At 63.7% G+C, this 12,694-nt stretch carries 11 protein-coding genes; 8 read left to right on the plus strand and 3 right to left on the minus strand.

Going from position 1 to position 12,694, the window contains the following annotated elements:
- Positions 1–29 precede the first annotated feature (29 nt).
- On the minus strand, positions 30–2,420 hold the full coding sequence (locus tag FMM79_RS17765) for a TonB-dependent receptor (RefSeq protein ID WP_148628782.1): 2,391 nt from the start codon (positions 2,418–2,420) through the stop codon (positions 30–32).
- A 243-nt stretch (positions 2,421–2,663) separates the two neighbouring features.
- On the opposite strand from FMM79_RS17765, the gene FMM79_RS17770 reads away from it, so the two are divergent.
- Both FMM79_RS17770 and FMM79_RS17775 read left to right on the plus strand, forming a co-directional pair.
- Positions 2,664–3,452, plus strand: coding sequence for a CmcJ/NvfI family oxidoreductase (locus tag FMM79_RS17770; RefSeq protein ID WP_148628783.1), 789 nt, complete (start codon positions 2,664–2,666; stop codon positions 3,450–3,452).
- A 36-nt stretch (positions 3,453–3,488) separates the two neighbouring features.
- Positions 3,489–3,977, plus strand: a complete 489-nt coding sequence (locus FMM79_RS17775; protein WP_148628784.1) for a cation diffusion facilitator family transporter — start codon at positions 3,489–3,491, stop codon at positions 3,975–3,977.
- 87 nt (positions 3,978–4,064) lie between these two features.
- Here the strand turns inward: FMM79_RS17775 and FMM79_RS17780 are convergent, their stop codons facing one another.
- A complete protein-coding gene (locus FMM79_RS17780) occupies positions 4,065–5,471 on the minus strand; it encodes an aminomethyltransferase family protein (RefSeq protein WP_148628785.1) in 1,407 nt (468 codons plus the stop codon).
- 189 nt (positions 5,472–5,660) lie between these two features.
- Here FMM79_RS17780 and FMM79_RS17785 point away from each other — a divergent pair, with 189 nt between their 5' ends.
- From FMM79_RS17785 to FMM79_RS17800, 4 genes are all read left to right on the plus strand, one after another.
- Positions 5,661–6,146, plus strand: coding sequence for a MarR family winged helix-turn-helix transcriptional regulator (locus FMM79_RS17785; RefSeq protein ID WP_148628786.1), 486 nt, complete (start codon positions 5,661–5,663; stop codon positions 6,144–6,146).
- A 131-nt stretch (positions 6,147–6,277) separates the two neighbouring features.
- Complete coding sequence (locus FMM79_RS17790; RefSeq protein WP_148628787.1) at positions 6,278–7,834, plus strand: FAD-binding oxidoreductase; 1,557 nt, start codon at positions 6,278–6,280, stop codon at positions 7,832–7,834.
- Entirely contained in the window at positions 7,831–8,277 is a 447-nt protein-coding gene (locus FMM79_RS17795; RefSeq protein WP_148628788.1) for a cytochrome c, read from the plus strand. Before FMM79_RS17790 ends, FMM79_RS17795 begins: the two co-directional genes overlap by 4 nt.
- The gene (locus FMM79_RS17800; RefSeq protein ID WP_148628789.1) at positions 8,274–8,813 is read left to right on the plus strand and encodes a hypothetical protein; all 540 of its coding nucleotides are present in this window, start codon (positions 8,274–8,276) and stop codon (positions 8,811–8,813) included. The genes FMM79_RS17795 and FMM79_RS17800 overlap by 4 nt, the downstream gene beginning before the upstream one ends.
- Positions 8,814–8,926: 113 nt before the next feature.
- Here the strand turns inward: FMM79_RS17800 and FMM79_RS17805 are convergent, their stop codons facing one another.
- Entirely contained in the window at positions 8,927–9,424 is a 498-nt protein-coding gene (locus tag FMM79_RS17805) for a nuclear transport factor 2 family protein (RefSeq protein WP_148628790.1), read from the minus strand.
- Positions 9,425–9,570: 146 nt separating this feature from the next.
- Between FMM79_RS17805 and FMM79_RS17810 the strand changes: the two genes are divergently transcribed.
- Together FMM79_RS17810 and FMM79_RS17815 are read left to right on the plus strand one after the other, a co-directional pair.
- Positions 9,571–10,485, plus strand: coding sequence for an NAD(P)H-binding protein (locus FMM79_RS17810; RefSeq protein WP_148628791.1), 915 nt, complete (start codon positions 9,571–9,573; stop codon positions 10,483–10,485).
- The gene (locus tag FMM79_RS17815; protein ID WP_148628792.1) at positions 10,482–12,680 is read left to right on the plus strand and encodes a PQQ-dependent dehydrogenase, methanol/ethanol family; all 2,199 of its coding nucleotides are present in this window, start codon (positions 10,482–10,484) and stop codon (positions 12,678–12,680) included. The genes FMM79_RS17810 and FMM79_RS17815 overlap by 4 nt, the downstream gene beginning before the upstream one ends.
- Positions 12,681–12,694: the final 14 nt, after the last annotated feature.

Genomic DNA, 12,694 nt, shown 5'->3' on the forward strand with positions numbered 1-12,694 from the left:
ACCTGCCCCGCCGCGAGGGGTTCGGATCGTCAGAACTTCTTCTGCACGGTGAAGGCCCACTCACGCGGACGGCCCACGTTGGAGTAGGTCGTTCCCGCGCTGGCGTAGAGCGCGGCAAAGCGGATCGGCAGGTAGTAGTATTTGTCGAAGAGGTTCTGGACCTCAAAGGAGATCGCCAGATCCTCGTCCGCGTTGCGCCAGGTTACACGCGCATTGGCGATGGCCCGCGCCGGATTGAAGTCCAGCTCGCTGCTGCCCGGAAGACGGCCCATGCCCTGCTTGCCGGTGTAGGCAATATCAAAGCGGGGCGTGATCGTGCCTGCATTGTCGCCCAGTTCGCCGCGGTACTGGATGCCGAAGCTGCCGCGCCAGTTGGGCGTGGTGAGCGGATCCTCGAGGCGGATGTTGTTGCCGACCATGGGGCCGATGCGCTTCCAATTGCCCTCGATCCAGCTGACGGTGGCGTCGATGTCCAGGCCGTAGATCGGGCTCGCCTGGAGCTCGAACTCGATTCCGTACATCTCGCCGTCGCCCGCGTTGCTGATCGCGGCGCAGGGGAACGGATCCTCACCCGGCGGGAAACCGTCGAGGATGGCACAGTCCGCGATGGGAAGCTGCATGTTCTTGTAGTCGTTGTAGAAGCCTGACAGGTTCATGCGCAGCGTGCGGCCCAGCAGGTCGGTCTTTACACCCACTTCATAGGCGGTCAGCGTTTCGGGATCGAAGGTGCCGTTTACGGCCTGGGACTGGGTGAAGGGACGTGCTGTCACGCCGCCGCCCTTGAAGCCCGTGCTGATCGTGGCGTAGGCCAGAACTTCATCGCTGAAGCGGTAGTCGACCGAGATGCGGTAGTCGACGCGGTCGCCGTCGTATTCCGCCACACTGCCATCGAGCGCGCCGACACCAAAGATGTCGACCAACGGGCCGCCGTCCCAGGCCTTGCGCACAAAGGTGTAGTCCTTGTGCTCCTTGGTATAGCGAAGGCCGCCTGTGACGTTGAGGTTGGGCGTGGGATGCAGGATGACCGTGCCGAACACAGCCTTGCTGTCGGCGCGGACCGGATCATCGCCCTGAAACTGTAGGAACAGCGCCGGGTTGCCCATGCCGATGTAGCGGATGTCCTGGCGGGTGAAGTAGACCGACTTCTGGTCGCTGTAGTAGCCACCCACGGTCAGGTCGGCGAAGTCACCCAGTTCCGCGTTGACGCGCAGTTCCTGGCTGAAGAAGCGGAAGGTAAGGTCGTTGAAACCGCCGCCGCCGATGTTCGGGTTGGGCGTGTAATCGTCGTCCGTGCCATAGGTTTGCTGGTATTCGCGGTAGGCGGTGATCGACTTGACGTTGATTGAATCCGAAAGGTTGACTGACATGTCGCTTGACACGCCCCAGCCCCAGAACTTGACCGAGTTGGGCATGTAGTAGGCCTGGCCCGCCTGGCCGCCGGCGGGCAGGTACCAGCTGGCGTAGGTGCAGAACTTCCCGCAGCGGAAGTCTGCGCCAGTCAGGTCTGTGTTGTTCTCGGTGATGACACCGGCGGCCGCCGTACGGTTCTCCCAGGTGTAGTCGCCGGTCACGATCCAGTCGAAGCTGTCGGTCGGGTTGAAGCGCAGCGACCCGCGCACGCCTGCGTAGTTGCGCTCGCCCAGCTTATCGACGACGCAGTTGGCCGGGGTCGAAGGATTGCCGGTGATGCCCAGTTCGTTGTCCGGGTTCACGCAGCCATAGTCGAGCTGGTCAACATAGCCGTTCTGATGCTTGTAGACCCCTGCAACACGCGCATAGAGATTGTCAGTCAGTGCGAAGTTCATGCTGGCGCGAAGATCGATGCGTTCACGCGCCCCATAGACCACGTCAACCTTGCCGCTGCTTCCGGGCTCGGGCTTGACCGAGAACATCTTGATCGCGCCGCCGATCGAATTGCGGCCGGTCAGGGTGCCCTGCGGTCCGCGCAGAATCTCGACACGCTCCAGGTCGAGCAGGTCCATGATGTTGCCGGTCAGCGTCGCGTAGTAGACATCGTCGATGTACATGCCAACGCCGGGCTCGTAGGCGGGGTTGAAGTCGTACTGGCCGATACCGCGGATGTAGACGGCCATCGAGGAGCCGAAAGCGCCGCCCATTTCGGTCAGCTGCACGTTCGGGGCCTGGCCTGCGACCTGCGAAAGATCGGTCTGGTTGCGCGCTTCAAGGAGCGCGGCGTCGACTGCGGTGATCGAAAGCGGCGTGTCCTGCAGTTTCTGCGAACGGAACTGCGCAGTCACGATGATCTCGCGCATGGCGGCATCGTTGGTGGTCTGCTGCTGCGGCTCCGATGCCGTCTCCGCGGTGTCCTGCGCCCGCGCGCCGGAAGCTGTGAAAAGCGTTGCCGCCGAAGCGGTTGCGAGCAGCGCACAGCGCAGCCCTGATCTGGAAGTGATCTGCATATTGGCCCTCTCCTGAACCAGCGCCGGGGATTATGCGTCTCCGTGCGCCTTTCATGCTGTCGCGTTGTGCGACATGTTGTTTGTATGACATACAATATCAGGAAGGCAAGCCCGGTGAGGGCTTCAGCCGACTTTTTTGGAAGAAATACAATTGCCGGGATCACCTATAGGGAAACCCAGCGAGGGCCATTTGACCACGAAAGAATCGAAGTGAAACAGCAATTAAATAAGGACTTGAGAGGAATGGACAGACTTGTAGGCACCATCAACTATGCCGCACGAAATGCAGAGCGGATGCTCTATCGGGCTAACGACCACACCCGTGACACCGTTCGTATCGCCCCCGAATCCATGCCAATCCACGATGGCCGCACGCGCGAATCCACGCTGGATTGCAATGGGTACCAAATTGTCTCGGTTGTTATGTCACCCGGCACCAGTGGCCATCTCGAGCCTGCAACCGATGACGCCTGCGCGCTGATCTGCGATCTGTGCGGCGCCGACCGCGTGGTGGCGACCGCCCCTCCGGTCCACCGCTTCGGCGAGCGCTCGGACCTTTCGGGCCAGCTCGACAATTCCCGCCCCGCGCGCTTTGCCCACATCGACGTCTCGGACACCACCGCCCTCGCTTTCTCCGAGCGCTCCTTCCCGGACGACCTGGGCCACTACCGCCGCAGTGCGCACTACAATTTGTGGTGTGTCACCTCGCCGCCGCCGCAGGACGTGCCGCTGGCGCTGTGCGATGCCCGCTCGTTCGGGCGCGAGGACCTGATTCTGGCCGACGCCATCTTCGACCGGGACGGCGAGGACTTGTGGACCATGGAAAGCTTCGTCCTGGCCCACGCGACCCGGCACGAATGGGTCTGGTTTCCCGACATGCAGCCGGGTGAAGCGCTACTCTTCAAGACCTTTGACAGCGATGCAGACGCGGCGACCGGCGTGCCCCACGTCGCCTTCGACAACCCGCTCGCCCCACCCGGAACCGCGCCGCGCAGTTCGGTGGAGCTGCGCTTCATCGCCTACTGGGCCTGAGCTTGGCCGCACGCAGCTCCCGCGCTAACCGCTGGCATGAGCGAATGCGGATGGCGCCCGGCGGGGCTGAAAACCACTTTCCAGCCCCGCGCACTGTGCGTGGCGCTGGGGCTCAACGCGGTCATGTTCGTGGTCGACACAGCCGCAGGCCTCCACGCCGATTCGGCGAGCCTGCTCGCTGACGGCCTCGACATGGCGACCGATGCTTCGGTCTATGCTGTCGCGCTACTCGCCCTCGCCTTTCTGGTCGGCGTGGGCGTGGTGCTCGAACCCGTGCTCCGGGCCTTTGCCGGCGCCGAGCCAGACGGCCTGTGGATCATGGCGATCGGCCTCCTCGCACTGGCGGTGAACGCCTATGTCCTGCGCCTGCTCGCGCGCCAGCGCAGCGCCGAAGTCCACATGCGCGCTGCCTGGATCTTTACCCGCGCCGACGTCATCGCCTTCGATCTTGCCATTGGCCTTGCCATCGGCCTCAACGTCATCAAGGACGCCTTCGAGATCGTGCGCGAAACACGGGGCGTATAGTCCGAACGGCACTTCTGCTGCGCACAAAAGAAAAGGCCACCCGGATGGAAATCCGGGCGGCCCTTCTTCATCGGGAGAGCGAAAGGATCACGCGTCGGCCTTCACGGTTCGCCAGCCTTCCTGATAGCTCTCGCGTGCAACGCGCGAGTAGGGAACCGGCGAGACGATGGCCCGCACGGCAAGCTGCTTGTGCGGCTCGACGGTCGACTTCTTGGTGCCGCCGTTCTCTTCGCCCCACAGCACGGTGACTTCGTCGCCGATCTGTGTTTCAGGATCGACGGTCGCCAGGCTCAGAGCCTGCTTCTCGTTGTAGGAGAAACCGGTGAACATCGAGTAGCCGATGGTCTTACCCGAAGCGTCGCGCACCGCGTCGTAGTTGGACGAGGCGTAGTTCGCGAGCGGCACGTCGAAGAACTTGTAGGCTTCGCCGTCCGGATCAAACATCGAGGCCATGATCTTGGCCATGTCTTCCGGATGCCAGGCAAGCGTCACCTTCTTGCGCTGCTTGGCCGGGTCGAGCGCTTCGAGCGCTTCACGGCCGATGAAGTTGTGGTCGAACTTTACGAAGTTGCCGTAGCCCAGTTCCCACGGGTTCAGGTAGTAGTCCTCGATGTCGTCCGAGACGAACGAACCGCCGATCGAACCGGTGGCCTCGTAGCTGTTCGCACCGAGCCACTCGCGGAAGCCCTTAAGCTTCTCGCCGGTATAGATGGCTGGCAGAGGCGAAGGAATCCAGCCCGATTCCAGCGTGTTCGAGGGGTACGCCCGGCTGCCGCAGGGGATCAGGCCGAATTCCTCGCCCGCTTCCAGAATGGCTGCGCGGATTTCTTCCTGATCTTCATAGGGGCCCCAGATTTCGAGACCCGGCGCGCCGGACATACCGTGACGCAGCGTGCGCACGGTCTTACCGGCAATGTTCATGGTGCTCATATTGAAGAACTTGAGCTTCTCGAGCGGGCCGCCGTGCAGTTTCTCGATCACGTCCCAGGCCTTAGGGCCTTGGATCTGGAAACGCCATTCCTTGCGACTGACGGGCTTGCCCATCGGGCGCATCGGCGAGCGGTCGTCGAGCTCGATCTCGCAATCGTAACCGCCGGTCTCGGCCTGGTAGCGCAGCCAGTTCGAGGCGGGCGCGCGACCGACGTAGGTGAAGCTTTCCTCTTCTTCCCAGAAGATGATGCCGTCGCCAATCACGTGGCCGTAGGGCGTGGTCGGGACGTACTGCTTGGCCTTGTTCACGGTCCAGCCCTTGGGGCTGTTGATCATCGTGTCCGTCAGAAGCTTGAGCGCGTCCTTGCCGCGGATGTAGAGATTGACCATATGGTGCGACTGGTCGAACAGGACGGCGCTGTGCTGCCAGGCCCACTGCTCCGAACGCCAGTTGGAAAATTCGGGCGCCACAACGGGGTATACGTAGGCACCAAGCTGCGAATTGCGCAGCATCTCAAAGATATTGCCGGTCCCCTGCAGGACCTGCTCGAGATTGTCAGCCATCTCACCTCTCCAAAAAATTCAGCCGCAGCCTCGCTGCGTGCTTCCTGAGACTATCGCGCGCCCGAAATCCGCACAACAAAAAATGTTCGTGGAACGAACCAATATCCCATATAGCACTGATAAATAGTGTATTTATTTGTTTTTGTGCGGTGACTTGCACGATTTACGCGACGGGCTAAGCATGAGCGCGTGGGCACGAACAAACCAAAATCCGAGACACCCGACGCCACTGCACTGACCGCAGGACACGGCGATCTCGACTCGATCCTGGGCTTCCATATCCGGTTGGCCCATGGAGCGGTCTATCGCCATTTTACCGAAACCTTCACCGATCTTGATCTGACCCAAAAGCAGGTCTCGGTACTCTGGACGGTGGCCGAACAACCCGGGCTGTTCCAGGCAGACCTGGGACAGCAACTTCAGATGGATCGGGCGACCACAACCGAGATCATCAACCGGCTGGCCGCGCGCGATCTTCTGCGCCGCGAGCCCTCCCCGCTCGACCGCCGCAAGAGCTCGCTCCACCTCCAGCCCGAGGGCGAGCGCGTGCTCGAAGAGGCGCGCAATTCGATTCTTGCGCACGAAACCTGGCTCAAGGAGCGCTTCACAGACGCCGAAGTCGCCACGCTAATCGGTCTGCTCACCCGCATCCACAGCCTGTCGCCAAGCGACTGAGCCTCCTTGGTCCTGCGCCGCGTTGACAGGCGCACGCGCGTCCTGCAAAGTAACGAACGTTACTAATAAGGTGGCAACCACCCCATGCGCCTCGCAGGCGCATGGGGTGGCTTGCGACAAGGTGGAGAGCGATGGTTTCGAAACGTGCGCAGGGGCCCGACCCGGCCCGCATCCGGCAGGCGCGGGCCGCCTTTCAGGCGGCACTTGGCGCCGAAAACGTCTTTTTCGGTGAAGAGGATGCGGCCGCCTACAACGACAAGTTCGCGGTGGACGACACGCTCCACCACCCTTCGGGCGCCATCGCGCCGGGCAGCGCGGATGAAGTGCAGGCCGCCCTGCGCATCGCAGCGGAGGTCGGCATCCCGCTCTGGCCGATCAGCCGCGGCAAGAACCTGGGCTACGGCGGCAGTGCGCCGGTCCTCGCTGGCTCGGTCATCCTCGATCTCTCCCGCATGAAAAATATCGAGTATGACGAGGAGAACGGCACCGTCCTTCTCGAACCCGGCGTCGGCTTCTACGACCTCTACGACTTCCTCAAGGCCCGGGGCATGAAGCACTGGCTCTCGACGCCCGGAAATTCATGGGGCTCGGTCGTCGGCAACGCGCTCGACCGCGGCGTGGGCTATACCCCCTACGGCGAGAACACGAGCAAGATCTGCGGGATGGAAGTCGCGCTGGCGGATGGCTCGCTGGTGCGCACCGGGATGGGCGCGCTCGAGGGCTCGCCCACCTGGCAACTCTACCGCTACGGCTTCGGCCCGGCCTGGGACCAACTGTTCGTGCAGTCCAACTTCGGGGTCGTCACCAAGATGGGCCTCTGGCTTATGCCCGAGCCCGAATCGCTGATGGGCATGGATGTCGAGTTCGACAATCCCGAGGACCTCGGGCCTCTCATCGACACGTTGGCCCCGCTGCGCCGTGAGGGCCTGCTCCAACAGTCTCCCACAATCGGCAACTGGCTGCGCGCAGCAGCCGTCCTCACCACGCGTTCGGAATGGACCGACCAACCCGGAGCGCTGAGCGACGAGGTGATCTCGGCCATTCGCAAGAAGTACCGCGTAGGCTGGTGGGGCGTAAGCCTGCGCCTCTATGGCCGCGAGGAGGTGAACAAAGCCGCCTATCCGATTCTGGAAAAGGCGATGAACGACCTGAAACCACTCTCCATTCGCCCCGCGCAGTGGAAACGCGGCGAGCCACTGGAGAACTCGGGCTGGACCGGTACACCGATTAGCTTCCCGATGCAGAACGCCAACTGGCACGGCGGGCGCGGCGGACACATCGGCTTCTCGCCCGTGCTACCCCAATCAGGCACCGCGGCCATGGCGCAGTTCAAGCGGACCTATGACCGCTATCGCGAATACGGCATGGACTATCAGGCCAGCTTCGCCTTCGGCGAGCGCCATCTCATCAACGTCAACGCGGTCCTCCTCGACAAGGACGACCCGGCGATGATGGGCCGCGTCGATCCCTTCCTGCGCCAGCTCGTCGCCGACGCAAAGGCGCAAGGCTATGGCGAGTACCGCACCCATCTCGACTACATGGACCTCGTCGCCTCTACGTACGACTTCAACGACAACGCCCTGCTAAAGCTCAACGAGCGCGTGAAAAACGCTCTTGATCCGGCTGGCGTCATCGCGCCCGGCAAGAGCGGTATCTGGCCCGGCGCCAAGGGAGGAACCTCTGCATGAGTACGCTTTCCAAGTCGGCGCTGACAGGTGCCTGCACGGCCGTCCTCATCGCCGCTGCCGCATGCGGCAGCGGCGCCCCGGCCCAGGATGCCAAGGAAGCGCCACAAGGAGGCCCGCCGCCCATGCCAGCGCCGATCACCCTCTCCTCACGCCCCGACGCAGGGCCCGGCGAGAAGCGCTTCATCGAGAAGTGCGTGATGTGCCACGGCCCCAACGGTATGGGCACGGGCCTCCTCGCGCGCCGCATGGACGTGGCTTTGCTGGAAGAGCGCGAGGACCTTCCGGCCGACTACGTGATCCAGGCCGCACGCATGGGCATCGGCAACATGCCCGCGATCCCGCGCGGGGAAGTGAGCGATGCCGATATGCAGCAGATCGCCGACTACCTTGCGCGCAAGCCCCCCAGGGACATGGGCGGCACGCTGGAAGGAGAGGCACGATGACGATGCTGGCCCGGCGCGAACTGCTCGCCCTCACCGCCGCAGGCATACCGCTCGCGGCGCTGGGCTCCACGCTCCTCGCCTCCGATGCGAATGCCGCCACCACACCCACCGCCCTCCTGCATGACGCCACACTTCCCGACGCGCGCCGCTTTGCCACCCGCGCCGCCGAGCTTGGCCAGACCTCGCAGGCCTTCGCCGGAGACCCCGTGCGCCAGGCTCAGGCGCTATTTGCCCGCCGTCCGCAGATCGTGTTCGGGGTTAGCCGGGCAAGCGACCGCCTGCTCTTTACCGAGGTCGCGCGCGAGGCAGGTTACGAGGAACTTGTCCAGATTGCCCAGCGCGCCGGATGTATCCACGAGAGCCGCTGCCGAAGCGACGCCGAGGCCTTCGCCGCCCTCGCCCACGCAAGTGGCTCCAACTGGCCGCGCGCCTTCGCTGAACTGGCCCTCGGCGCAGCGCCGCTAACGGACGCTCTGGAAAAGCAGGGAGCGGATGCGCCGACCAGCTTCAGCTGGGTACTGCGCCTCAAGGGGTGATCTTGCCCACAAAAAAAGCCCCTTCCGGAACAGCCGTTCCGGAAGGGGCTTTTTTTGTGGGCAAGAACAAGAGGAATTCCTAGGGGCATCGCCCTGGAACCACTGTTTCTAATTCACTTGCGAATGATCAGCGATTCCGGCCGCTTGCGCGGCACCCACTTGCCGCGTCCGGGAAACTTGCTGAGAACTTCGCCGTCCCAGAGGCGTACGGTGCGGCGGTGGAAGCGCCAGTTCCCATCCTCGCAGCGCACCGCGTGATCGTCGTACCAGCCAGTAAAGCGCAGTAGGTAGGGCGGTTCGTCCTCGCACTCGGTCACGAAGGCGAAGCTGCGCATCTTGACGCTGCCGTCGGCCTGCGGGCGGAACTGTGTCTGCGTCACGTGGTGCTGGCGTCCCGGAAAACCCGGCGCGTTGCGGTAGTGTTCGGCAATTCCGCGGATACCCTCGTGCCCTTCCCAGATATCCGGGTCCTCGAACACTTCCTCGACCATGCGCGCGTCTGGCGTGAAGCAGGCGACAAGCGCCTCTACATCGCCCGTGTCCAGCGCCCAGCTGTAGTCCGCAATCAGATCCTGCAGCGCAAGACGGTCTTCGATCGGCAATTTCGGCAAGGTATGTCTCTCCCATGTTCGCCCTCTCCGTCCGCCTCGCGTTTGCGGGCCGGTACGAGGTGCCTTGACGCAACCGTAACACTCGTTACTTTCTTCCACAAGAACTCCGGGCTGACTCGGAGCGAAATCGGGAAGAGAGAGGACTCTTGGGCAAGATCATTGTCACCGGCGCATCGGGCGCCTTCGGCCACAGCGCAGCGCAGCTTCTCCTGGAGAAATGCGCCGCAGACGACCTCGTGTTCCTGACACGGACCCCGGGCAAGTTGAAGCACTTTTCCGAGGCTGGCGCGCACGTACGCGCAGCCGACTTCGACGATCCCGCAAGCCTGCCCGCCGCGATGGAAGGCGGGGAGCGCATGCTGCTTATCAGCACCGCGCGCGTGGGCACCCGCGTCGGCCAGCACCGAAATGCCGTCGAGGCGGCCGTAGCCGCAGGTGTGAACCATATCGTCTACACCTCACTCATCGCCGCCGATGCACCCGACAACCCGGCCATCGTCAAGCTCGACCACCGTGCCACCGAGGAGATCATCGAAGCCTCGGGCGCGGCCTGGACGCACCTGCGCGACAGCCAGTATTCCGAAGCCATCGCGACAGCCATGGTGATCCCGGCCTTGATGAGCGGGCACAAGCCCGACAACTGCGCGGACGGCAAGGTCGCCTTCGTCAGCCGCGACGACTGCGTGGCCTCGGCGGTCGGTGTGCTCACTCAGGACGGGCACGCGAATACCGCCTACACCCTCACTGGCCCCGAGCTCATCTCGATCCCCGAAGCGCTTGCCATGGCAAGCGAGATCGCGGGCAAGCCGATCGAGGTCGAGCATGTCGATGACGAGGCCATGTTCGCGTATTTCGATTCGCTGGGCGTGCCGCGTCACGCCTCGGACATCGTACCCGACGGGCCGATCCCCTGGTCGAGCGACGACATGGTGACTTTCGGGCAGTCAATCCGCGAGGGCTTCTTCGACCTCGCCACGGACCACGTCGAGAAGCTGACCGGAAAGCCCCCGCGATCACTGCGCGAGGTCATGCTGCGGCATTGCGAAAGCTGGCCGAAATGAAGGGTTTTTGCGCGACACTGACCGCCGCCGCGCTGATGCTGAGCGCCTGCTCCGGGTCGACCGGTTCATCCGACAGCGCCGCAATGGGCGATGACTGGACCACGCCCAAGGGCGGCGCGAACGCTGCGCATTTTTCGGGCCTCACCGACATCACCCCTGGCAATGTAGGGCGCCTGGGGCTTGCCTGGAGCTATGACCTGGGTTCATCGCGCGTGCAGGAGGCGACCCCGGTCGTCCTCGACGGAGTGATGTACACCTCGGGTAACCTTGGGCGGACCTATGCGCTCAACGCCGCGACGGGCGAGAAACTGTGGACCTTCGAGCCCGAGGTTGACATGCAGGCCAACCGCGGCGCCTGCTGCGACCAGGGCAACCGCGGCGTCGCCGTCGCGAACGGCAAAGTCATGGTCGCCGCGCTTGACGGCTGGCTCTACGCGCTCGACGCCAAGACCGGCCAAGTTGTCTGGAAAGCCGACACGATAACCGACCATTCGCGCGGCTACACCATCACCGGCGCGCCCGAAGTGGCCGGGAATCTCGTTCTCATCGGCAACGCGGGCGCAGAATACGACGCGCGCGGCTATGTGACCGCCTATGACGTTGCGAGCGGTGAACAGGCCTGGCGCTTCTACACCGTGCCGCACGATCCCGCTGAGGGTCCCCAGGAAAATCCCGAGCTGGAAGAGGCGGTCAAGACCTGGTCGCCCGACAGCCGCTGGGACATTGGCGGGGGCGGCACCGTGTGGGACGCAATCAATTACGACGAACGCTTCGGCACCGTCATCATTGGTGTCGGCAATGCCGGTCCTTACAATCTGGAACGCCGCTCACCCGGCGGGGGTGACAACCTCTATGTCGCCTCGCTCGTCGCTCTCGACGCCAAGACCGGCCGCGTGAAGTGGCACTACCAGGAAACGCCGGGCGATGCCTGGGACTTCACCTCGACCCAGCCGATCGTCTTTGCCGACATGGAGGTCGAGGGCGAGATGCGCCCCGTGCTCATCCACGCGCCCAAGAACGGCTACATGTTCGTGCTTGACCGCGAGACCGGAAAGCCCATCGCGATCAACGCCATCGTGCGCACGAGTTGGGCCGATGGTTATGACATGAAGACCGGGCGCCCCGAGGAAAAGCCCGAAAGCGCCTACTACTGGAAGGGGCCGAAGATCATCTTCCCTGCCTCGCCCGGCGCGCGCAACTGGTACCCGCCCGCTTATGACCCGGACCGCGAACTCTACTTCGCCTCGGCGCTCGACATGGGCAATCTCATGTTCACGACACCCCCGCTCGACCCGGCCGATCCACACCGCAAGAAGGCGCTCAACATCCAGACCGCGCTGCTCTTCACGGCCGATCTCGACAAGTCGATCGCCACTCTTCCCCCGCCGCTGCAGGACATGGTGAAGGCCCTGCCCGAATGGCAGTGGGTCAAGGACAAGCCCTACTCTTCGCAGATCCGTGCCATCGACCCGCTGACCGGCAAGGCGAAATGGGCCGTCGACACAGAAGGCTGGCAGGACCGCCCCGGCGTCATGGCAACGAAGACCGGCATCGTCTTTCACGGCAGCATCGACGGGCGCTTCATCGCGCGTGACGCCGATACAGGCAGCATCCTGACCGAGATCGACACCGGCACCGCAATCATGGCCGCGCCCATGACCTACCGCGTCGATGGCGTACAGTACGTCGCGGTCCAGGCGGGCTTTGGCGGCGGTGGCTGGGGCTTCGTCCCGCGCTATTCCGCGCCCTATAAATACGGCAACGCCAACCGCCTGCTCGTATTCAAGATCGACGGCGAGGAGGTTCCCAAGCCCGATCCTCTGCCCGCCCCGCAAGTTGCGCCCGAGCCGCCCGCGCAGCTGCCCGGCGTCACGCCCGCGACCATCGCGCGCGGCCAGGCGGTGTTCTTCGGCAACTGCGCGATCTGCCACTCGAACCAAATCATTTCGGGCGTGCCGGACCTGCGCCGCATGCAGCCCGAGATCCACGAAGCCTTCGACCAGATCGTGCTGGAAGGTGCGTTCCTGCCGATGGGCATGCCACGCTGGGACGATCTCATCAGCAAGGAAGACGCCCACGCGATCCACGCCTGGCTGATCGACGAGCAGGCCAAGGTGCGCGAACGCGAGCTAAAGCTGAAGGCCGCAGGCAAGCCGCTCGACGCGCCCAGCCTCACCATCCTGTCCAGCTACTGACGAAGGAGAGACAG

It is taken from the genome of Novosphingobium sp. BW1 (genome assembly GCF_008107685.1).
Lineage (GTDB): Bacteria > Pseudomonadota > Alphaproteobacteria > Sphingomonadales > Sphingomonadaceae > Novosphingobium.